The organism is Allobosea sp. Root483D1, from assembly GCF_001429505.1.
Classification (GTDB): domain Bacteria; phylum Pseudomonadota; class Alphaproteobacteria; order Rhizobiales; family Beijerinckiaceae; genus Allobosea.
In genome coordinates this window covers 79,850-102,165 of sequence record NZ_LMJW01000016.1, presented here as the reverse complement: position 1 = coordinate 102,165, position 22,316 = coordinate 79,850, and the positions used below count along the sequence as shown (strand labels likewise).

Here is a 22,316-nt window from a genome sequence, read left to right as displayed (position 1 = left end):
TTAGTCCGAAGGCCCGCACCAGCCCGGCAGATGCTCGGCCTCAGGCGATCGTGCCAGGTCAAGCGCCGTCCGTAGCGCCTTGGGAAAGAAGCGCCTGACGAGGTCGGGCTTGACGCGTCGGCGCAGGAAATCGGCCCAGAGGAACTCGCTGAACGGCGCCTCGATCTTGGCATAGCCGCCGGCGAGCCGCAGCGCCCGCCAACGAGCGATAGGGATCGTCGACGAGGCTGGAGACCTTGCGCGGGATCTCCTCATGGCCGCGCCGCCCGCTCTCGGCATCGAGGGGATGCATCCAGGAGCGATTGTCGAGGACGCTCCAGAACTCGTCCTTGCCCAGTCGCGACAAGTCGGCAACGACCGTGATCAGAACCTCCTGCTCGCCCTCCAGGTGCAAGGCGAGCGCAAGGTGATGATGGTCGATCAGATAGAGACGACGCTTCGAACCGATGACGACCGGGACGGCGTGCCGGCCGAGGAAATCCGCACCCTTCTCTTCGCGCTCCGCCCGCCAGCGAATGCGCTTCATCTCGACCTCGCGCATGCCGACGGTGATCTGCGTCGGCCGGAGATCGGCGATGGCGACCGGATGCAAGCGCGGTTCGACCGAATAGCTCATGACGGCTCCCTAACGGCGGGCGCGAGCGCCCTCACCGCTTCCTCGACGCTATGGAAGACATGCTCGGCCCCGATCTCGGCGACCACGCCGAAATCCTGCAGTGCCTGCAACGCCCGAACGGATTCGGCCCGGGCGATGGCGAAGGTGCCGCCCCGGCGCCGGCAGGCCTCGGCCACGGCGAGTAACGCCTGCGCTGCCGTATAGTCGATAACGGGGATGCCGCCGGCATCGAGAACGAGCAGGCTCGGCTTCCGCTCGGCCACCGCGGCAAGCACACCAAGCCGGAAGCTCTCCGCATTGGCGAAGAGCAGCGGTGCCGGAAAGGCGATCACCAGCACGCCCGCGACCTGCTCGCCATGACGGCCGGGCTCGGGCGGCCACCAGATCGTCGTGCCGGGAATGCGCAATTGCTCGACCGGCTCGCTGCGCGTCGTCATCCAGACACCATGCAGCAGCGACAGACCGATCCCGACGGCGACGCCGGTCTCGACTGGCAACCAGACGATCGCGACGGCGGTGAGCAGCACGAGCGCGAATTCGGAGCGCGACTGGCCCGCGATCCGCCGGATGACGTCGACGCGGACGATGCGCTGCGCCACGAACAGCAGCACGCCGGCCAGCGCCGCCACGGGCACCTGCGCCAGCAGCGAGCCGCCGGCAACGGCGAGCGCGAGCACGATCAGCGCCGCCGTCGCGGCCGCGAGCTGCGAGCGCCCGCCGCTCTCGGCGACCACGGCCGTCCTCGGCGGGCTGGCGTTGACGGGAAAGGTGCTGGCGAGGCCCGCGAACAGGTTCGCCGCGCCGACCCCGATGAAATCACGATCGACCTTCGGCTCGCCACCATCGGGATCGCGGAAGGAGCGGCTCACCGTCGCCGTCTGCATCATCACCACCAGCGCGATGACGAGTGCGAGCGGGACGAGGCTGCGGATATCGGCCCAGTCGAGCACCGGCGGCACGAAGCTCGGCCAGCCCGAAGGCAAGGCGCCGAGCACGGCGACGCCGTGCGTCTCCAGTTTGAAGAGCACCACAGCTGCCGTCGTAGCCACGAGCGCCAGCAGTGCGCCCGGCACGCGCGGCGCGAAGCGCTCGCACAGGTTCACTGTCAGCAGCGTCCCAACACCGATCGCCAGCGAGATCAGGTTGACGCCGCCAAGCCCGTGCCAGAGCGCCGCGAGCTGGCCGGCGATGTGATGGCCGCCGCCGGGAATGCCAAGCAGGCCGGGAAGCTGCGACACCGCGATATGTACGGCGATGCCGGCGAGGAAGCCGGTCAGCACCGGTACCGACAGGAGATCGGCGACCCAGCCGAGCCGGAGCAGGCCAGCGATGACGAGTGCGAGCCCGACCAGGAGGGCGAGCAAGGTCGCAGCGCCAGGCGGGATCGCGCCGCCCGCCGCCAGTGCCGCGAGGCCGCTGACGAAGATCGGCGTGATCGTCGAATCCGCTCCGGCCGTCAGGAGACGGCTCGCCCCGAACAGGGCAAAGCCGAGCGTCGCTGCGACGAAGGCGTAGAAGCCGATCTGCGGCTCGAAGCCGCCGAGCCGGGCCGTCGCCATCTGCTCGGGGATGGTGATCGCCGCGAGCGTCAGCCCGGCGAGCAGGTCGCGGCCGAAGGCGCCGGCGCGCCCCAGTGCGGAAATGTTCTTATCCGACGAGGAAACAGGCGGCATCGCACGAGACCGGAGGCGAGAACCGAACCTCGCGCTGGCACGCCACTGCCGTCAAGCGCGCGGCCGCAGCGTCTCCGCCGCGCGGACGCGGCCGACCTCGATCCCGTTCCAGTTCTTCATGACCGTCTCGCGGAAGGGCGCGAAGGCCACTTCGTCGCCGCCCTGCCGCGACAGGAACCGCTCGACCAATGCGGCCATGGCGATCTCGGTGGCGCGGCCGGCGCCGTCATCGCATTTCAGGGCAATGCCGTAGCCGAGTTCCGGCAAGGTGCCGCAATAGACGCCCTCGGCCCCGGTCTTGATGAAGGCGCGGGCGCCGAAGACCTCCATGAAGCGGGTGTCGAAGCGGCCGGTGCCGGCGACCATGAACGGATTGGCCGCGACCGCCTCGCGGATGCGCCGCGCCGCATCGGCGCGCTTGGGACCGAGGCCATTGCCGGTGCCGAAGCGGGCGAAACCCAGCGCCAGCGCCTTCAGCGGCACCGCATAGGTCGGGATCGAGCAGCCGTCGGTGCCGGAAAGCTCGACCTTGTGGGGAGCGCCGGTCACTTCCTCGAGCGCGGCGCGCACCGCCTGCTGCACGGGGTGGGTGCCCTTCACATAGCCGGCCGGGTCCTCGTCTATGCCACAGGACAGGCAGATGAAGCCGGCATGCTTGCCAGAGCAGTTGTTATTGAGCGCGGTCGGCTCGCGGCCGGCCTTGGAAAGGGCCCTTGCCGCCGCCTCGCCCATCGGCCAATGCGCGCCGCATTCGAGGCAAGCGGCATCGCGACCAGCCTTCCTGAGCATGGCGAGCGAGGTTTCGGCGTGGCGTTCCTCGCCGGAATGCGAGGCGACGGCGAGTGCGATCTCGGTCGGCGTCAGGCCGAAGCGGTCGGCGGCGCCGCTTTCGAGCAGCGGCAGGGCCTGCAGCGCCTTCACCGCCGAGCGCGGGAAGACGGGACGCTCGACATCGCCCAGCGAGAGCACCACCGCCCCGTCCGCATCGACCACGACCACCGCACCGCGATGGCGCGATTCGACCGTATTGCCACGGGTGACTTCGGCGAGAACGGGGTTGTCCATGGGGGGCTCCGGCGGAACAGGCCTCGCCTTGTCGCGTTTGTCTCTCGACCTGTCAAAGCCCATGGCGCACAGTGCGGACATGGGACAGATCAGCGCCCTCACCCACCCGCGAACTTGAGCAGACGCCGTGCCCCACCGAGGCGCGACCAGGATCAGATGACCGACAGCAGCACGGCCCCCGACTACGAAGTCGAGTACAACAACCGCGCCCGCGTTCCCGAGCACCCCGGCCTGATCGCAGGCTGGGCGCGCGATGCGGCCGCCTATCGCGAGGTCGCCGTCAGCGAGCTCGGCATCCGCTATGGCGAGGGCCCGCGCCAGACCTACGATCTGTTCAAGCCCGAGGCGGTGCAGAGCCAGGCGATCGTGCTCTTCATCCATGGCGGCTACTGGCAGGCGCTCGATCCGAGCTTCTTCTCGCACATGGCGCGGGGGCTGAACCAACTCGGCGTCCCCGTCGCCGTCGTTGGCTACGACCTCTGCCCGCAGGTCGAGGTCGGCCACATCGTCTGGGAGTTGCAGCAGGCGGCCGCTGCGATCTGGCGGCGCTACAACCTGCCGGTGGTCGCGGCCGGGCATTCGGCCGGTGGCCAGCTTTCCGCCTGCCTGCTGGCGACCGACTGGGGAAATGTCGATGCCAAGCTGCCCGGCCATGTCGTCCCCGCCGCCTACGGCATCTCCGGCCTCTACAACCTGAAGCCCCTGACCGAGACCAGCCTCAACAAGGCACTGGGGCTGACCTTGGAGGGCGCCGAGCGCGAAAGCCCGCTGTTCTGGCCGGCGCCGTCCGGTCTCGTCATGGATGCGGTCGTCGGCGGAGCCGAGAGCGCCGAATATCACAAGCAGAGCCGCCGGCTGGCTGATGTCTGGGGGCTGGAGGGCGTGCGTACCCGTTATGAGGAGATCGACGGCGCCAACCATTTCACCGTGCTCGATACGGTCCCCGATCCGGACAGCAGCATGACGCGCCGCATCGCCGAACTCGCGGGCGCTTGACCCGCCCGCAGCAGGCTCTATCCAGAGGCGACAGGGATTCCGGAGCCAAGCGATGCAGACCTTCTTCGTCGAGATCAAATGCAAGCTCGGCAAGACCTACGAGGTCGCCAGCGAACTCGCCGACCGCGAGATCGCCTCGGAAATCTACTCGACCGCCGGCAACTACGACATCCTGGCCAAGTTCCACGTCGCGGCCGATGTCGACATCGGCCATTTCGTCGCCCAGAAGGTGCAGTCGATCCCCGAGATCGCCGACACCCACACGATCATCACCTTCAAGGCGTTCTAAGTCCGCTACCTGATTGGCTTGGTGAGGCCGTCTTCCGGCTGCATCGCCAGCAGCAGATCGGCAAAACGGCGCGCCGCCGGAGCGACCGACCCGGCGGAGGGGAACAGCAGCATCGTCCGATAAGCGATGGCCGGCGCGAAGCGACGGGCCACCAGCCCCTGCATGCCGCCGAGCGTCAGGGGAAAGGGATTCAGCAAAGCCAGGCCGACGCGCTGCCTGACCATCTCGGCGACGAAAACGGCCGCCGTGCCCTCCCCGACCAGGCGCAGCGTCACCCCGGCGTCGGCGAATGCCCGCTCCACCTTGATGCGCTCGGGAAAACGCCGCGCGAGCGCGATGATCGGCTCGTCGGCGAGATCCTGTGGGCCCAGCACCTCGCGGTCGGCGAGCGGATGGCCCTCAGGCATCAGAACATGCGCCACGGCCTCGCGGATGACCTCGCCATGGATGCCGATATGCGACGCCGACATGTCGACCAGCCCGAGATCGACCGCACGGTCGGCAACCTGCGTGATCACGGTCGAGCTGGTGTCGATCTCGACATTGGCGACGACATCGGGCTCCAGCCGACGGAACTCGGCCAGAACCGGCGGCAGGACGAACTGGGCCAGGGTCGGCGGCGTCGCGATGCGCAGCACGCTGGCCTGAACGGCCTGTCCGGGCCATCGATTCAGCCGGTCGAGCGCTGCGAAGATCGGTCGCGCCTCGGCGTCCAGCGCAAAGGCATCTGCAGTGGGCACAAGCCTGCCGCCCTCGCGCGCAAACAGAGGGAGACCAACATGGGCCTCCAACGCGGCGAGCGCCCGCGACACTGCAGGCTGGGAAATGCCGAGCATCTGAGCCGCCGCCACTGTCTTGCGGGTCGCGATCATTGCCTGCAACACCTCGAGTTCGCGCAGGCTCGGAGGCCGCCGATCGACGCTTGCCGTGTTCGCCATGGTCGCCCCGTCCCTATCCGCGCTCTGCATCCGACTATGCGTTTAGATTATATAAAAGCGCGCACCGTATAATTTACAGGTATATGAAATCGTTCTACAAGCCCGGGCGGGCGAGATCAGGGGTAGACCGGCCAATCCGGCGACTCGCCACGCGCGGCTCAGTTGTTAAAGATGGCGCCTCGAAGCCATCGGGAGGTTCGGAATGAAAACGTTCAGCACCAGGGGGCTGAAAGCTCTCAAGCTCGCCATGTTGGCAGCGCCGGTCGTGACAATCGCCGGCCTTGCATCGGCTCAGGAGCTCAAGATCGGCCTGTCGGCGGAGCTCAGCTCGCTTGACCCGCACTATCACAACCTCACCCCCAACAACATGCTGGCGCGCCACATCTACGAGCCGCTGGTCGGGCAGGATGAGAAGCAGGCGTTGAAGCCCTTGCTCGCCGAGAGCTGGAAGGCGATCGACGACACGACCTGGGAATTCAAGCTACGCAAGAACGTCAAGTTCCATGACGGCACGCCGTTCACGGCGGATGACGTGATCGCCACCATGCAGCGCGCGCCGAACGTGCCGAAGAGCCCGTCGAGCTTCTCGGCCTATGTCCGCGGCAAGGAGTTCACCAAGGTCGACGACTTCACCGTCCGCGTGAAGACCGCGACGCCAGCGCCGCTGGTGCCGACCGACCTTTCGACCTTCGGCATCATCCCGGCCAAGTGCAAGGACACCACCACCGAGGACTTCAACCTCGGCAAGTGCACCACTGGCGGCACCGGCGCCTACAAGCAGGCCGAATACGTCGCGGGCGACCGCGTCGTGCTGACCCCGAACGAAAGCTACTGGGGCGGCAAGGAACCGTGGTCGAAGGTCACCTTCCGGATGATCACCTCGGCGCCGACCCGCGTCGCGGCGCTGCTCGCCGGTGATCTCGACGTGATCGAGAACGTGCCGACCTCCGACGTCGCCCGCCTCAAGGGCGATGCCAAGCTGAGCGTCGCGAGCACGGTCTCGAACCGGGTGATCTATTTCCACATGGATCACTTCCGCGAGGTCTCGCCCTTCATCAAGGGCAAGGACGGCTCCGAGATCAAGAACCCGCTGCTCAACCTCAAGGTCCGCCAGGCGCTCTCGATGGCGATCAACCGCCCGGGCATCGTCGACCGCATCATGGAGAAGGAGGCGATCCCCGCCGGCCAGCTCCTGCCTGACGGCTTCTTCGGCACCTCCAAGAAGCTGAAGCCGGTCGCCTTCGACCTCAACGGCGCCAAGAAGCTGCTCACCGAGGCCGGCTATCCGAACGGCTTCAAGATGAAGCTGCACGGGCCGACCAACCGCTACCTCAACGACACCAAGATCATCGAGGCCGTTGCGCAGATGTTCTCGCGGCTCGGCATCGAGACCGAGGTCGAGACGCTGCCATCGGCGAACTTCTTCACCCGCGCCTCGCAGGGCGGCCAGGGCAATGTGCCTGAGTTCTCCTTCATCCTGGTCGGCTGGGGCGCGGGCACAGGCGAATCCTCCGACTCGCTGAAGGCGCTGCTCGCCACCTTCGATCCGGCCAAGGGCATGGGCGCGACCAATCGCGGCCGCTACTCCAACAAGGCCTTCGACGCCAAACTCGAGGAAGCCCTGCGCACTGTCGACGACGCCAAGCGCGACTCCGCCCTGGCCGAGGCGATGGAGATCAGCATGAACGATGTCGGCCTGATCCCGACGCACTACCAGCTCAACACCTGGGCTTCGCGCAAGGGCGTCAAGGTGCAGGCTCGCACCGACGAGTACACGCTCGCGACCGGCATCCGTAAGGAATAACCGGCTCTGTCGATCCCGGTCCGGACCGGCTTGAAGCCCGGTCCGGACCGCGCGACACTCTTTCATTGTTAGAAGGCGAAGGCGCCATCCCGCCGGCTCAGCCGAATGGGAGGGCGTCCCGCACTCCGATCCGGAAGGCACCGGACCATGCTGGCATTCGTCCTGCGCCGCCTGGCGCAAGCCCTCTTCGTCATCGCGGCAATGCTCGTGATCGTCTTCTTCGGCGTGAACGTCGTCGGCGATCCGATCTACATGCTGATCTCGCCCGAGATGGACCAGCAGCAGATCGCCGAGACGGCGCGCCAGCTCGGGCTCGACCGGCCGATCTGGGAGCAATTCCTGGTCTTCCTGAAGAACGCCGTGCAGGGCGATCTCGGCCGCTCCTTTGTCCATGGCGAATCCGCCATCAAGCTGATCCTCAGCCGCATGCCGGCGACGCTGGAGCTCGCCTTCGTCGCGCTCTTCATGGCGATCGTGATCGGCCTGCCGCTCGGCCTCTATGCCGGCCTGAAGCCGGAAAGCCGGCTGTCGCGCTTCATCATGGCGATCTCGATCCTCGGCTTCTCGCTGCCGACCTTCTGGGTTGGCCTGATGCTGATCCTGACCTTCGCGGTCGGCCTCGGCTGGCTGCCGGCGACCGGACGTGGACCGACAGTCTCGATCTTCGGCTTGGAAACGTCGCTGCTGACGCTGAAGGGCTGGCAGCATGTCGCCCTGCCGGCGCTCAATCTGGCGCTGCTCAAGATCTCGCTGGTGATCCGCCTGGCGCGGGCCGGCGCCCGCGAGGCGGCGCTGATGGACTACGTCAAGTTCGCCCGAGCCAAGGGCCTGTCGCAGAGCCGGATCATCGGCGTGCACATCCTCAAGAACATCATGATCCCGATCGTCACCGTGCTCGGACTGGAATTCGGCTCGCTCGTCGCCTTCTCGGTCGTGACCGAGACGATCTTCGCCTGGCCCGGCATGGGGCGCCTGCTTCTGGAGGCGATCACAAGGCTCGATCGGCCGGTGATCGTCGCCTACGTCATGGTCGTCGTCGTGCTGTTCGTCACCATCAACCTCCTGGTCGACCTGATCTACTCGGCGCTCGACCCACGCGTGCGCCTAACGGAGGCGACATCATGAGCGAAGCCGCCCTGCCCGCTGCCGCACCGCCTGCCGAGACCAAGGAAGAGACGCCGTTCCGGCGCTTCGTCCGCTCCTTCATCGAGGACCGGCTGGCGCTGTTCGGCCTCGTCCTCTTCATCCTGATCGTGTTGCTCGCTCTGGCGGCGCCGCTGATCGCGCCGCAGAACCCCTATGATCTCGCCAGCGTCGACGTGATGGATTCACGCCAGCCGCCTGGCTCGGCCTCCGGCGAGGGCTTCACCATGTGGCTCGGCTCGGATGGTGTCGGCCGCGACCTGCTTTCGGGTATCCTCTACGGCCTGCGCATCTCGCTGATGGTCGGCGCCTTCTCGGGCATCCTCGCCGCGACGATAGGCTCGGCGGTCGGCCTGATCGCCGCCTATGCCGGCGGGCGTACCGAGAACGCGATCATGCGTCTCGTCGACCTGCAGCTCTCGCTGCCGTCCGTGCTGGTCGCGCTGATCCTGGTCGCGGGCCTCGGCAAGGGCGTCGACAAGATCATCATCGCGCTGGTGATGGTGCAATGGGCCTATTACGCTCGCACCGTGCGCGGCTCGGCGCTGGTCGAGCGGCGCAAGGAATATGTCGAGGCGGCGCAGTCGCTGGGGCTCTCCCATGCCCGCACCGTCTTCCGCCACATCCTGCCGAATTGCCTCGCGCCGGTGATCGTCATCGTCACCGTGCAGACGGCGCATGCGATCTCGCTGGAGGCGACGCTCTCCTTCCTCGGCGTCGGCCTGCCGCAGACCGAGCCTTCGCTCGGCGTGCTGATCGCCAACGGCTTCCAGTACATGCTCTCCGGCAGCTACTGGATCTCGGTCTTCCCCGGCTTTGCGCTGCTGATGACGATCGTCTCGATCAACCTGGTCGGCGACCGCCTGCGCGACGTGCTCAACCCGCGCCTGGAGAAGTGAGCATGGCGCCAGTCCTCGAAGTCACCGGTCTCAAGACCCATTTCTTCACCCGCGCCGGCACGGTGAAGTCCGTCGATGGCGTCTCCTTCCATGTCGAGCGCGGCGAGGTGCTCGGCCTCGTCGGCGAGTCGGGATCCGGCAAGTCGGTCACCGGCTTCTCGGTGATGGGCCTGATCGATCCGCCGGGCAGGATCGTCGAGGGCTCGATCAAGCTCAACGGCAAGGAGCTGGTCGGGCTCGACGAGGAGGGCTTCCGCAAGGTCCGCGGCCGCGAGGTCGCGATGATCTTCCAGGACCCGATGATGACGCTGAACCCGGTCCTGCGCGTCGATACGCAGATGATCGAGGCCGTCACCGCCCATGACAGGGTCTCGCACAAGGCAGCGCGCGAGCGCTCCCGCGACGCGCTCGCCAAGGTCGGCATCCCCTCGCCCGAGGAGCGGCTCAACGCCTATCCGCACCAGTTTTCCGGCGGCATGCGCCAGCGCGTCGCCATCGCGATCGCCCTTTTGCACCGCCCGCCGCTGATCATCTGCGACGAGCCGACGACGGCGCTCGACGTCACCATCCAGAGCCAGATCCTGGCAGAGATGCAGTCGCTTTGCGCCGACACCGGCACGGCGCTGGTCTGGATCACCCATGATCTCGGCGTCGTCGCCGGCCTCGCCGACCGGATCGCCGTGATGTATGCCGGCCGCATCGTCGAGACAGGCGCGGTCGATCCGGTGCTCGACACCCCGCTCCACCCCTACACCAACGGCCTGCTCGGCTCGCTGCCGGCGGAAGGCGAGCCCGGTGCGCCCTTGCGCCAGATCAGGGGCTCGACGCCGTCGCTGGCGCGGCTGCCGCAGGGCTGCGCCTTCGCGGCGCGCTGTGATTATGCGCAGGCCGATTGCCTCGCCATCGCCCCCGACGTCACCCCCTTTCCGGAAGCACGCGGCGTGCGCTGCCACCACCCGCTGAACCTCGCCGGAGTCGCGGCATGAGCACGCCGATCCTCACCTTAGAGGCCGTCTCGAAGCGCTTCACCAAGCCGCTCGACGCCGCCTCGAAATTCGCCAACCTGCTCGGCGCAAACTACAGCGAGCAGGTCGTCCATGCCGTCGACAGCGTCGACCTCTCGATCCGCCAGGGCGAGGTCGTCGGGCTCGTCGGTGAATCCGGTTGCGGCAAGTCGACGCTCGGGCGCGTCGTCGCCGGCGTCCACCATGCCAGCTCGGGCCGCGTCTCCTGGCGCGGGCGCTACACCAACGAGATGTCGGCGGAAGAGCGGAAGGCAGCGACGCTCGCCATCCAGATGATCTTCCAAGACCCGATGTCCTCGCTCAATCCGCGTTTGCGCGTCACCGACATCGTCGGCGAGGCGCCGGTCGTGCATGGGCTGGTGCCGAAGGCGCAGCAGGACGCTTACGTCGCCGAGATGCTCGACCGGGTCGGGCTCGATTCGACCTATCGCCGGCGCTATCCGCACCAGTTCTCCGGCGGCCAGCGCGCCCGCATCGGTATCGCGCGGGCTCTCGCGGTCAAGCCGCAATTCCTCGTCTGCGACGAAAGCGTCGCCGCTCTTGATGTATCGATTCAGGCCCAAGTCCTGAATCTTTTCATGAAGCTGCGTGACGAACTTAACCTGACTTATCTCTTCATCAGCCATGATCTCTCGGTGGTCCGCCACCTCTCCGACCGGGTCGTGATCATGTATCTCGGCCGCGTCGTGGAATCGGCGCCGGCAGCCGAATTGTTCAAGGGCCCGCAGCATCCTTACGCGCAGGCGCTGCTCGCCAACGTGCCGTCGATCACGGCACGCAAGAAGCGCTTTGCCCCGCTGAAGGGCGAGATCCCCTCGCCGCTGCATCCGCCATCCGGCTGCCATTTCCACCCACGCTGCCCACAGGCCGGCCCGCGCTGCAGGGTCGAGCGCCCGGCGCTGAAGGAACTCACGACGGGCCACGTCGCCGCCTGCCATCTGCACGATGGCGGCGTCGGCGCGCTGGCGGCCTAGGGCTGCTCAGATCGCCGACAGCTGCCACGCATATTGGTAGCGGCCGTACTGCGTGCTGGTGACACCGTTGCGCTCGGTGCCGGGAAACTCTTCCGGTGGCGTCATCACCGTAACCCTGAAGACGGCGCTCTTGCCCGGCTTCAGCAGACCCATATGGACGGCGGCTGCGCCAAGCGTCGAGTCGCCGCTATAGATGTCGGTGCCCCAGAGCTGGCCCTCAACGGTGCCGGTGACGCGGAAATAGTAGACCGCACCGACCTTCTCGCAGAGCCCATGCATGTTCGTCGGCGCGTCCGAGGCGATCGCGTTCTGTTCGAGCAGCGTCTTGAGCTGCCGGCGCGAGAGTTTTCCGCGTTGGTCGAAATAGGCGACGAGATCCTGCACGACTTTCATGATGCGCCTCCCCCTTGCATGACGACGACCCGGCCATAGGAGGGCTGGAACGAGGCCGAGCTCTTCGGTAGCGCCCACAGCACCGCGTACGGAACGGCCTCGCTCGGATAGGAGATATCGCCGTCGGTGATGACGATGGCCGAGGTCACGCGCGGATCGTCTGCCAGAGCGGCGAGCGCCGGCGTGAGATCGCTGCCGCCATAGCCGCTGATCTGATAGTCGGCGAGCGCAGCCGGGGAGAGCACTTCATCGGAGGTGACGACGGTGTCGCACTGGACGACGCGGATCTCGTCGACTCCGGCGGCATCACAGAAATCGGCGATGGCGCCGAGCGCCTTCGGGATGTCGTCGCCCATCGAGGCGCTGGTATCGAGAATGACGTTGAGCATCCAGGAATAGCGCTTGCGGCCCGGCATCACGACATCGCTGTGATCGTTGCCGCGGCGCGAGGCGCGGGTGTAGGTGCGCTCGCCCGGCGCGACGCCTTCGAGCCAGGGCTGGAGCGCGACGTACCAGGGCGTATGGAAGAAGCCGCGCTGCGCCCGCACGCTCTGCTGCTGACCGCCCGGGCTGTCGCCCTTGCCGCGCATCACGCCCATGGCCTTCGCCAGCACCATGCCGCGGGCCGCGAGGTCGCGGACCGCCCGTGCTCGCTCGGACTGGTCAGCGCTGTCCTCCGGGAAGAGCTCGCGCTCGCGCCGCGCATCGAGCGCATCGCCCATCGACCCGGCAGGCGCCTGCCGCGCCGCGCCGAGCACCTGCTCGACGGTGACGACCTGCCCCTCCCAGACCTGCGTCCTGGACGGCATGTAATTGCCGGTGCGGCGCATCTCCAGAACGATGTCCTCGGCAGAGCGCTCGCGGGCACCGGGCATGTCGAGCCCGCCGGCCGGGATCGTCGTGGTGCCGAGCGCATGCCGCAGCATGTCGTTGATGATGTAGTCGTGGGCGTAGTTGAATTCGAGCGTGGCGCTGCCGCGGGCCCGGTCATGGGTTCGCAGCGCCAGATGCAGCAGCTCATGGGCGAGGACGAAGACGAGATCGTCGCCGGAGAGCCTCGCCGTGAAGGCCGGGTTCGCCAATAGACGGCCGGAGGCGAAGACGCCCATGGTCGGCACGCGCTCGTCGATCTCGACGCGCACCGCGGCCGCGAGCCCGGCCAGATGCGGGAACGGCACTGTCACCAGCCGCAGGCCCCGCATGATGCGCGCATGGGTGGCGCGGTCGGCGGCCGAGAGTTCTGGAGCCGTGCTCATGCCGCGACCTTGCGCAGGAGGTCGTACATGGCCCGGTCCGCCCCGAGCGCACCCCAGATCTCGACCATGTCGTTGAGCACGAGAAGCTGATGCTCGTGAGACAGGCTGCGCAGGAAGCGGTTGATCACCGCCGGCTTGATGTCGCTCGCGCGCCCGTCCCTGACGAACTGGCGGATGCAGTCGAGGATGAACCAGCGGGCGGAATCGCCCTTCGGCAATAGCTCGGGCTTGCGCAGATAGTCCTCGAGCGGGCGCACCGCCCCGATCGAATCCTCGGCGAGCGCGCAGAACACCACGGCATCCTCCGGCGAGAGCCGCCCGAAGGCGAGCGCTCGCCGCAGTTCATTGCTGAGAAAGCCGGCCTTCTGCGCCATGTCGAGCGCCCGCGACAGCAGCGTCCAGGCGCGCGGCGTCGAGAACGGCACCGGCTCGGCCGGCACCGGCCGCATCAGCGCATCGGGGATCGTCGCGATGAAGCTGCGGATCTCCGCTCGCACGCCGGCGCGCTGGGCCCAGGCCAGCCAATCGCCCGTGTCGACGCGCAATTGCAGGATGGTGACACGGTTGACCAGCGCCGAGCTCATCGCCCGCACCAGAGCGCGATCCTGCAGACGGTTGCCGGCGGCGACGACCCAAGTGCCCTTCGGCAGGGCATGCTCGCCCAGCCGCCGCTCCAACAGCAGCGAATAGAACGCTTTCTGGACATCGGGCGAGCAGGCCGGCAGCTCGTCGAGGAACAGGCAAAACGGCTCGGGCTTTTCCGGCAGCAGCACGCGCGGCGGGCAGAAGACCGAGCGCTCGCCGACGATGCGGGGGATGCCGCTCACGTCCTCCGGCGCGATCTGGGTGCCGAGCAGCGAACGACAGGGCAAACCCGCCTCGCGCGCGGCTTCATAGACCAGCTCGGACTTGCCGAGCCCCGGAGGCGAGAGCAGCAGGAAACTCTGCTCGTGCGCCATGCACTGGATCAGCTGCTTGGCCTGGCGCAACGAGACGACTTCCTCGAAGGCGGAACGCGTCGCTTCCATCAACCCCTCCCAAGGACGACCCGCGGGGATCAAATCCGCGGATCTGGCGAGAGGCAGTCTGCAACAGCGGAGGTCTCTGAAATCATTATTTCTTTGTAATGTTCAGTTTTGTTTCACAGCTGTTTCACGCTCCGCTCATTTCGTGGGTTTTAGCCAATCCCGCGGCGCTTGGTACAAAGCTCGGCGTTGTTTTTGCTGCGGCACAAGTCTTTCGCCGCCCGCCCCCGCTTGACGCCTGCCCCCTTTCCGCGCGACCTCGTCTGCAAGCAATGGCGGCGCAGAGGAAGCGTGGGGATGGCTAAGAGCACCTTGTCGGCGGATCTTCGTTCTGGCGCGCTGGTTTATCACCGCCTTCCCAAGCCCGGTAAGCTCGAAATCCAGGCGACCAAGCCGCTCGGCAACCAGCGCGACCTGGCGCTCGCCTATTCACCCGGCGTCGCCGCGGCCTGCGAAGCGATCGTCGACGACCCCGCCGAGGCGGCAGAGCTCACCTCGCGCCAGAATCTCGTCGCGGTCATCACCAATGGCACCGCCGTGCTCGGCCTCGGCGATATCGGTCCGCTGGCCTCAAAGCCGGTGATGGAAGGCAAGGCCGTCCTGTTCAAGAAATTCGCCGGCATCGACTGCTTCGACATCGAGGTCGAGCAGAAGAACGTCGAGAAATTCGTCGAGGTCGTCGCAGCGCTGGAGCCAACCTTCGGCGGCATCAACCTCGAGGACATCAAGGGCCCCGAATGCTTCGAGATCGAGGAGCAGCTCAAGGCCCGGATGAACATCCCGGTCTTCCATGACGACCAGCACGGCACGGCGATCATCGTCAGCGCCGCCGTCCTGAACGGGCTCGACCTCGCGGGCAAGAAGATCGGAGACGTCAAGATTGTGGTCTCGGGCGCTGGCGCAGCCGCGCTCGCCTGCCTCAACCTCCTCGTCTCGCTGGGCGCACGCACGCAGAACATCTGGGTCACCGATCTCGACGGCGTGGTCTACAAGGGCCGCAACACGCTGATGGACCGCTGGAAGGAGATCTACGCCCAGGAGACCGAGGCCCGCACGCTCGCCGAAGTGATCGGCGGCGCCGACATCTTCCTCGGCCTTTCGGCAGCGGGCGTGCTGAAGCCCGAAATGGCCAAGCAGATGGCCCCGAAGCCCTTGATCCTGGCGCTCGCCAATCCCAACCCAGAGATCACGCCTGAGGATGCACTCGCCGTCCGCCCCGACGCGATGATTTGCACCGGCCGCTCGGACTACCCGAACCAGGTCAACAACGTCCTGTGCTTCCCCTATATCTTCCGCGGCGCGCTCGACGTGCAGGCGACGACGATCAACGAGGCGATGAAGCTCGCCGCCGTGCGTGCCATCGCCGCCCTCGCCCGCGAGGCGACCTCTGACATCGCCGCGCGCGCCTATGGCGGCGAGTCCCAGACCTTCGGTGCGACGTCGCTGATCCCCAACCCGTTCGATCCGCGGCTGATCCTGCGCATCGCGCCGGCGGTGGCCGAGGCGGCGATGACGACCGGCGTCGCCAAGAAGCCGCTGATCGATCTCGAGGCCTATCGCGAGGACCTGTCGCGCTTCGTCTTCCGCTCCGGCTTCCTGATGAAGCCGCTCTTCGCCAAGGCGAAGGCCGATCCGAAGCGGGTGATCTATGCCGAGGGCGAGGATGAGCGCGTCCTGCGCGCCGCCCAGATCGCGATCGAGGAAGGCATGGCGATCCCGATCCTGATCGGCCGCCCCTCGGTGATCGAAACCCGCGTCAAACGCTTCGGCCTGACGATCCGGCCCGGCATCGATTGCGAGTTGATCAACCCGGAGGACGATCCGCGCTATCGCGACTACGTCCAGACCTATCTCGACATTGCCGGCCGGCGTGGCATCACGCCCGAAGCGGCGCGCTCGCTGGTGCGCACCAACAACACCGTGATCGCGGCGCTCGCCGTCGTGCGTGGCGAGGCGGATGCGATGATCACCGGGCTGGAAGGCCGGTTCCTCTCGCGACTGCGCCATATCCGCGACATCATCGGACTCGAACCCGGCGTCTGCGACCTCGCGGCGATGACGTTGATCATCACCAGCAAGGGCGGCTTCTTCCTCGCCGACACCCATGTGAAGCATGATCCGACGGCGGAGGAGATCGCCGACATGGCGGTGCTGGCCGCGAGCCATGTCACGCGCTTCGGCATCGAGCCGAAGATCGCCCTGCTCTCGCATTCGGACTTCGGCGCAGCCGACACGCCGAGCTCGATCAAGATGCGCAAGGCGGTCAAGCTGATCCAGGAGCGCGCGCCGGAGCTGGAATGCGACGGCGAGATGGAGGCCGACACCGCCCTTGTCGCCGCCATCCGCGAGCGCGTGCTGCCCTCATCGCGCCTGAAAGGCATCGCCAACGTCCTGATCTTCCCCAATCTCGACTCGGCCAACATCGCCTACCAATTCGCCAAGGTGCTGGCAGACGCACTTCCGGTCGGGCCGATCCTGATCGGCGCTGCCAAGCCGGTGCACATCCTCACCGGCTCGGTGACGGCGCGCGGCGTCGTCAACATGACCGCGGTCGCGGTCGCGGAAGCGCAGGGACGGTCAGTCGCCGGCTGACCTTGCGAGAGGCCGTGCTGAAGTCGTTTCTGAGCCAGCTTTCGAAAGCGGGCCAGTGACTTAAGCTGAACGGTTGATACCGGCTTTTCGCTCTTGGCGGGTGGCGCACGATAGGCTCATACTTCGTTTCAGGAGCGGGAAAGGGGCCCGTGCGAACGTTCGGAGAGCGCTCATGCGTGAGATCAACCGTCAGTCCAGGTTCAGGCGCGCCATCCGGCCGCTCGCGCTGGCGAGCGGCCTTTTTCTTGCTCTTGCCAGCACCTTTGCCGGCGCTGCCATGGCGCAGGTGGTGTTCCACCGCGGGAATGACGGCGACCCGGAGACGCTCGACTCGCACAAGACCTCGACAGTCAGCGAAGCCCATCTGCTGCGTGATCTCTCCGAAGGCCTGGTGATCCACCACATCAACGGCGAGGTCGTGCCCGGCGTCGCCGAAAGCTGGACGATGGCCCAGAACGGCAAGGCCTACACCTTCAAGCTGCGCGCCAACGCCAGATGGTCCAATGGCGACCCGGTCACCGCCGGCGATTTCGTCTTCTCGTTCCAGCGCATGGTCAATCCGGAAACCGGCGCGAAATACGCCAACATCCTCTACCCGATCCGCAATGCCGAGAAGATCAACAAATCAGGCGAAGGCGCCAAGCTGGAGGATCTCGGGGTCAAGGCGATCGACGATCGCACGCTCGAAATCGCGCTGGAGCGGCCGACACCCTACTTCCTCGAATTGCTGACGCATCAGACCGGGCTGCCGGTCCATCCGCCTTCCGTCCAGAAATTCGGCAAGGACTTCGTCAAGCCGGAGAACTGGGTCTCGAACGGCGCCTACACGCTAAAGGAGTTCGTGCCGAACTCGCATATCCGGCTGGAGAAGAACAAGGCCTTCCACGACGCAGCGAACGTCAAGATCGACACGGTGATCTACTATCCGACGCCCGATTTCTCCGCTGCCGCTCGTCGTTTCCAGGCCGGCGAGTTGCAGATGACATCGGACATCCCGGCCGATCAGGTTCAGCAATTGCGTGAGAAGCTCGGCAAGGAGCAGGTCAGGATCTCGCCCTATCTCGGCACCTATTTCCTGATCATCAACACCGCGAAAAAACCGTTCGACGACATCAGGGTGCGCCGTGCGCTCTCGCTGGTAATCGACCGCGAGTTCATCGCCGAGGAGATCTGGGGCAGCACCATGCTGCCGGCCTATGGCGTGATTCCGCCGAATATCGGCAATTACGGCGAGCGCGCCGAAGCCGACTTCAAGGGCACCTCCCCACTGGACCGCGAGGACGAGGCCAAGAAGCTGCTCGCCGCGGCCGGCTTCGGGCCGGGCATGCCGCTCAGGGTCCAGCTGCGCTACAACACCACCGACAACAACCGCCGCACCGTCATCGCGATCGCCGAGCAATGGAAGGCGATCGGCGTCGAGACCAGCTTCATCAACACCGACGGCAAGACGCATTTCGCCCTGCTGCGCGACGGCGGCGATTTCGACATCGCCCGCTATGGCTGGATCGGCGACTATTCCGACCCGCAGAACTTCCTGTTCCTGTTCCAGAGCGACAACACCGGCTTCAACTCCGGCAAGTACAACAACCCGAAATTCGATGCGCTGATGAAGCAGGGCGCAGAGGAGATCGACATCGCCAAGCGCGCCGCGATCCTGCGCGAGGCGGATGCGATCCTAGCCGCCGAGGTGCCGTGGATCCCGGTGCTCTACTATTCCTCGAAGAACCTGGTCTCGCCGAAGGTGCAAGGATTCCAGCAGAACCTGCGCGGCGCGCTGCCGACGCGGTTCATGAGCCTGAAGCCGTGATTCCAAACGCGTCATGGCCGGGCTTGACCCGACCATCTCAGGCCGGAGCGGGCGACCGCCAGCGATCATGAGATGCTCGGGTCAAGCCCGGGCATGACCTAGGGACCAGTCCCGTGCTCACCTACATCCTGCGCCGCCTGGCCGCCGCGATCCCGACCTTGTTCGTGATCGTGACGATCTCGTTCTTCCTGATGCGCGTCGCGCCGGGCGGGCCGTTCGATCTCGAGCAGGCGCTCGAAGCCAAGGTGATGGAAAACCTGCGGCGCATCTACAAGCTCGACCAGCCGCTGTTCCAGCAATACCTGACCTATCTCGCTGCCCTGCTGCGCGGCGATTTCGGCCCGTCCTTCTATTTCCGCGATTTCTCGATCGGTGAATTGTTCGCGCAGGGCCTACCGGTCTCGATCCGGCTCGGCGCCTCGGCACTGCTGCTCGCGCTCGCGATCGGCGGCCCTCTCGGCATGCTCGCCGCTTTCCGCCAGAATCGCGCAGCCGATCATGCCGTGATCGGCTTCGCCACCGCCGGCATCACCATCCCGAACTTCGTCGTCGCGCCGGTGCTGCAGATCGTCTTCGGGCTCACGCTGGCCTGGCTGCCGGTCGGCGGCTGGAACGGTGGCGCCTTCCGCAACACTCTGCTGCCGATCGTGACGCTCGCCCTCCCCCAGATCGCCGTGATCGCCCGGATGACGCGCGCGGCGATGATCGAGACGCTGCGCGCCAACCATATCCGCACGCTGAGAGCCCAGGGCCTCTCGACCATGACCATAGCGCTGCATGCGGCACGCGGCGCAGCCCTGCCGGTCGTCTCCTATCTCGGACCGGCGGCGGCCAGCCTGCTCACCGGCTCGGTCGTGGTCGAGACCATCTTCGGCATTCCCGGCATCGGACGCTATTTCGTCGAGGGTGCGCTCAATCGCGACTACACGCTGGTGATGGGCACCGTGGTCGTCGTCGCGATCTTCGTGCTCGCCTTCAATCTCCTGGTCGACATCCTCTACGCGCTGCTCGACCCGCGCGTCAGGCTGGATTGAGGCGATGAGCGACACTACCGCTCTGCGCGTCCCTCCCGCCGGCCGCTCGCTCTGGCAGGACGCCCGCGTCCGCCTGCTGCGCAACCGCGCCGCCGTCGCCAGCCTGATCGTGCTGGCGCTGATGACGCTCGCTTGCATCATCGGCCCACTGCTGACGGGGCACGCTTACGACCGGGTCTATCAGGACTATGTCCGTGTACCCGCCAGCCTCTCCGCCTATCCCAAGGCCGAGGCCCTGCCGGCGGCCGTGCAACGCATCGCATCACGGATCAGGGCGACGCCGAGCGAGATCGTGGTGGAGGCCGACCGGATCCGGTTGGGGCTGATCTCGCCGAGACTGATCGATCCGCGCCTGCTGGTTTATTTCGACCGTTCCGATCTATTCGGCCCGGCGCGTGTGATTGCAAATGCGCTGGACGGGCGCAGGCTTGGATTGGAGGTGCCGATCAAGCGCCAATATTTCCTGTTCGGCACCGACTCGAACGGGCGCGACCTGCTCACCCGCACATTGATCGCCGGCCGGGTCTCGCTCGCGATCGGCCTGCTCGCCACCGGCGTCGCGCTGGTGATCGGCGTCGTCTATGGCGCGACTGCGGGCTATCTCGGCGGGCGCATCGACATGGTGATGATGCGCATCGTCGACGTGCTCTATTCCCTGCCCTTCATCTTCTTCGTCATCCTGCTCGTCGTCTTCTTCGGCCGGAATTTCATCCTGATGTTCCTCGCCGTCGGCGCGATCGAATGGCTCGACATGGCCCGTATCGTCCGCGGCCAGGCGCTTTCGATCAGACGACAGGATTATGTGCTGGCGGCCGAGGCGCTCGGCGTCTCGACCGGCGGCATCCTCAAGCGCCACGTCATCCCCAACACGCTCGGGCCGGTCGTCGTCTATGTCACCCTGCTGGTGCCGAAGGTGATCCTGCTCGAGAGCTTCCTGTCCTTCCTCGGCCTCGGCATCCAGGAGCCGATGACGAGCTGGGGCGTGCTGATTTCGGACGGCGCCCGCGCCATCCAGGCGACGCCGTGGATGCTGGTCTTCCCCGCAAGCTTCCTGGTGGCGACGCTGTTCGCGCTCAACTTCCTCGGCGACGGCCTGCGCGACGCGCTCGACCCGAGGGATCGTTGAGATGGCGGCTGAGCCCATCCTCGCCATTCGCGACCTCAAGGTCCGCTTCCGGACCAATGACGGCCCGTGCGAGGCGGTGCGCGGCATCGATCTCGATGTCGGCCCCGGCGAGTTCGTCGCCGTGGTCGGTGAATCCGGCTCCGGCAAGAGCCAGAGCGTCATGGCGGCGATGGGCCTCCTCGCCAGCAATGGCGAGGTCACCGGCGCGATCCGCTATCGCGAGGTCGACCTACTCAAACTGCCGCCCGCGGTCCTGAACAGCTATCGCGGCCGGAAGCTCGCAATGATCTTCCAGGAGCCGATGACCTCGCTCGATCCGCTGTTCAGGATCGGCACGCAGATGGCTGCCCCTTTGCGCAAGCATCAGGGCCTGTCGCGCAAGGCGGCGCGGGCGCGGGCGCTGGAGCTCTTGAAGCTGGTGCGCATCCCGTACCCCGAACGCCGGCTCGATTCCTACCCGCACGAGCTCTCCGGCGGACAACGCCAGCGCGTGATGATCGCGATGGCGCTCGCCAACGATCCCGACATCCTGATCGCCGACGAACCGACGACAGCGCTCGACGTCACAATCGAGGCGGAGATCCTCGCGCTGATCGCCGAGCTCCGGCAGCGGCTCGGAATGGCGGTGATCCTGATCAGCCACGATCTCGGCCTCGTCAGGAAATATGCCGAGCGCGTCTATGTGATGAAGGCCGGCGAAGTCGTCGAGAGCGGCCCGGCGAAAGCGATCTTCGAGGCGCCGCAGCATCCCTATACCTGCGCCCTGCTCGCGGCCGAGCCGCATGGCCACAAGGCGCCGCCGCCACCCGATGCGCCCATCCTGCTCGAAGCCCGTGACCTGCGCGTCAGCTTCGATTTGTCACGCGGCTTCCTCAAGCGGGAGCGGGTGCTACTGCACGCCGTCGACGGCATCGACCTGACGCTGCGGCGCGGCCAGACCATCGGCATCGTCGGCGAATCCGGCTCGGGCAAGTCGACCCTTGGACGAGCTTTGCTCAAGCTCCTGCCCTCGTCCGGGACAGTTCGCTTCGAGGACCGGGCGCTCAATCCGCTCGACCGGGCCGCGATGCGCCCCTTGCGCCGCAGCCTGCAGGTCGTGTTCCAGGATCCGTTCGGCTCGCTCTCGCCGCGCCTCACCGTCGGCGAGATCATCACCGAGGGTTTGCTGGTGCACGAGCCCGCTCTGTCTCGGGTTGAGCGCGAGTGGCGGGCAGCGGCGGCGCTCACCGAGGTCTGCCTCGACCCAGCGCTGCGCAATCGCTATCCGCACGAGTTCTCCGGCGGCCAACGCCAGCGCATCGCCATCGCCCGCGCCATGATCCTATGCCCGGCGCTGGTCGTTCTGGACGAGCCGACCTCGGCGCTCGACCGCACCGTGCAGCAGAGCATCGTCGCCCTGCTGAAAGACCTGCAGGCAAGGCACGACCTCTCCTATCTCTTTATCAGCCACGACCTCGCCGTGGTCCGCGCCATGGCCGACGAGATCATGGTGATGAAGGACGGCAGGGTGGTCGAGCGCGGGCCGACCGAGGCGATCTTCGAGGCGCCGCAGCAGGATTATACGCAGCGCCTGATCGCGGCCGCGCTGAAGTGCTGAAACGAAAACGCCGCCTCGCCTTGAGCGAAGCGGCGCCCTATCGGTGTCCGGCCAGGGGAGGCCA

18 protein-coding genes and 1 pseudogene are annotated in these 22,316 nt (G+C 66.6%); 12 read left to right on the top strand and 7 right to left on the bottom strand.

What is annotated here, in order from left to right:
- The 3 genes and pseudogenes from ASE66_RS13305 to ASE66_RS13295 form a co-directional block, all read right to left on the bottom strand.
- A pseudogene (locus ASE66_RS13305) lies at positions 1-616 on the bottom strand (ParB-like protein).
- Positions 613-2,289 carry a SulP family inorganic anion transporter gene (locus tag ASE66_RS13300; RefSeq protein ID WP_057190113.1) on the bottom strand — a complete coding sequence of 559 codons (1,677 nt, stop codon included), beginning with the start codon at positions 2,287-2,289 and terminating at the stop codon, positions 613-615. Before ASE66_RS13300 ends, ASE66_RS13305 begins: the two are co-directional and overlap by 4 nt.
- Positions 2,290-2,340: 51 nt before the next feature.
- On the bottom strand, positions 2,341-3,354 hold the full coding sequence (locus ASE66_RS13295; RefSeq protein ID WP_057190112.1) for an asparaginase: 1,014 nt from the start codon (positions 3,352-3,354) through the stop codon (positions 2,341-2,343).
- Positions 3,355-3,510: 156 nt separating this feature from the next.
- On the opposite strand from ASE66_RS13295, the gene ASE66_RS13290 reads away from it, so the two are divergent.
- A complete protein-coding gene (locus ASE66_RS13290) occupies positions 3,511-4,350 on the top strand; it encodes an alpha/beta hydrolase (protein ID WP_057190111.1) in 840 nt (279 codons plus the stop codon).
- 52 nt (positions 4,351-4,402) lie between these two features.
- Positions 4,403-4,639, top strand: a complete 237-nt coding sequence (locus ASE66_RS13285; RefSeq protein ID WP_038361355.1) for an Lrp/AsnC ligand binding domain-containing protein — start codon at positions 4,403-4,405, stop codon at positions 4,637-4,639.
- Between the two features lie 5 nt (positions 4,640-4,644).
- Here ASE66_RS13285 and ASE66_RS13280 read toward each other — a convergent pair whose 3' ends face one another.
- Positions 4,645-5,577 (bottom strand): LysR substrate-binding domain-containing protein, encoded by a 933-nt coding sequence (locus tag ASE66_RS13280; protein WP_057190110.1) that lies wholly within the window; start codon positions 5,575-5,577, stop codon positions 4,645-4,647.
- 202 nt (positions 5,578-5,779) lie between these two features.
- Here ASE66_RS13280 and ASE66_RS13275 point away from each other — a divergent pair, with 202 nt between their 5' ends.
- The 5 genes from ASE66_RS13275 to ASE66_RS13255 all read left to right on the top strand — a co-directional run bounded on the left by ASE66_RS13275 (position 5,780) and on the right by ASE66_RS13255 (position 11,422).
- Positions 5,780-7,381 carry an ABC transporter substrate-binding protein gene (locus ASE66_RS13275; protein WP_057190109.1) on the top strand — a complete coding sequence of 534 codons (1,602 nt, stop codon included), beginning with the start codon at positions 5,780-5,782 and terminating at the stop codon, positions 7,379-7,381.
- Between the two features lie 147 nt (positions 7,382-7,528).
- Positions 7,529-8,506 (top strand): ABC transporter permease, encoded by a 978-nt coding sequence (locus ASE66_RS13270; protein WP_057190108.1) that lies wholly within the window; start codon positions 7,529-7,531, stop codon positions 8,504-8,506.
- Entirely contained in the window at positions 8,503-9,423 is a 921-nt protein-coding gene (locus ASE66_RS13265; protein WP_057190107.1) for an ABC transporter permease, read from the top strand. Before ASE66_RS13270 ends, ASE66_RS13265 begins: the two co-directional genes overlap by 4 nt.
- Positions 9,424-9,425: 2 nt before the next feature.
- The gene (locus tag ASE66_RS13260) at positions 9,426-10,409 is read left to right on the top strand and encodes an ABC transporter ATP-binding protein (RefSeq protein ID WP_057190106.1); all 984 of its coding nucleotides are present in this window, start codon (positions 9,426-9,428) and stop codon (positions 10,407-10,409) included.
- The gene (locus tag ASE66_RS13255; RefSeq protein ID WP_057190105.1) at positions 10,406-11,422 is read left to right on the top strand and encodes an ABC transporter ATP-binding protein; all 1,017 of its coding nucleotides are present in this window, start codon (positions 10,406-10,408) and stop codon (positions 11,420-11,422) included. The genes ASE66_RS13260 and ASE66_RS13255 overlap by 4 nt, the downstream gene beginning before the upstream one ends.
- Positions 11,423-11,428: 6 nt before the next feature.
- Here ASE66_RS13255 and ASE66_RS13250 read toward each other — a convergent pair whose 3' ends face one another.
- The 3 genes from ASE66_RS13250 to ASE66_RS13240 are packed head-to-tail and all read right to left on the bottom strand — an operon-like array spanning position 11,429 to position 14,099.
- On the bottom strand, positions 11,429-11,815 hold the full coding sequence (locus ASE66_RS13250; RefSeq protein ID WP_057190104.1) for an LCCL domain-containing protein: 387 nt from the start codon (positions 11,813-11,815) through the stop codon (positions 11,429-11,431).
- Positions 11,812-13,071 carry a DUF2201 family putative metallopeptidase gene (locus ASE66_RS13245; protein WP_057190103.1) on the bottom strand — a complete coding sequence of 420 codons (1,260 nt, stop codon included), beginning with the start codon at positions 13,069-13,071 and terminating at the stop codon, positions 11,812-11,814. Before ASE66_RS13245 ends, ASE66_RS13250 begins: the two co-directional genes overlap by 4 nt.
- Entirely contained in the window at positions 13,068-14,099 is a 1,032-nt protein-coding gene (locus ASE66_RS13240; protein WP_057190102.1) for an AAA family ATPase, read from the bottom strand. The genes ASE66_RS13245 and ASE66_RS13240 overlap by 4 nt, the downstream gene beginning before the upstream one ends.
- Positions 14,100-14,393: 294 nt before the next feature.
- On the opposite strand from ASE66_RS13240, the gene ASE66_RS13235 reads away from it, so the two are divergent.
- The 5 genes from ASE66_RS13235 to ASE66_RS13215 all read left to right on the top strand — a co-directional run bounded on the left by ASE66_RS13235 (position 14,394) and on the right by ASE66_RS13215 (position 22,252).
- Complete coding sequence (locus tag ASE66_RS13235) at positions 14,394-16,688, top strand: NADP-dependent malic enzyme (RefSeq protein WP_057190101.1); 2,295 nt, start codon at positions 14,394-14,396, stop codon at positions 16,686-16,688.
- A 172-nt stretch (positions 16,689-16,860) separates the two neighbouring features.
- Positions 16,861-18,495, top strand: a complete 1,635-nt coding sequence (locus ASE66_RS13230) for a peptide ABC transporter substrate-binding protein (protein WP_057190100.1) — start codon at positions 16,861-16,863, stop codon at positions 18,493-18,495.
- Positions 18,496-18,608: 113 nt separating this feature from the next.
- Entirely contained in the window at positions 18,609-19,529 is a 921-nt protein-coding gene (locus ASE66_RS13225) for an ABC transporter permease subunit (RefSeq protein WP_057190099.1), read from the top strand.
- A gap of 4 nt (positions 19,530-19,533) precedes the next feature.
- Positions 19,534-20,655 (top strand): ABC transporter permease subunit, encoded by a 1,122-nt coding sequence (locus ASE66_RS13220; RefSeq protein ID WP_057190098.1) that lies wholly within the window; start codon positions 19,534-19,536, stop codon positions 20,653-20,655.
- 1 nt (position 20,656) lies between these two features.
- A complete protein-coding gene (locus ASE66_RS13215; protein ID WP_057190097.1) occupies positions 20,657-22,252 on the top strand; it encodes an ABC transporter ATP-binding protein in 1,596 nt (531 codons plus the stop codon).
- The last annotated feature ends 64 nt before the right edge of the window (positions 22,253-22,316 follow it).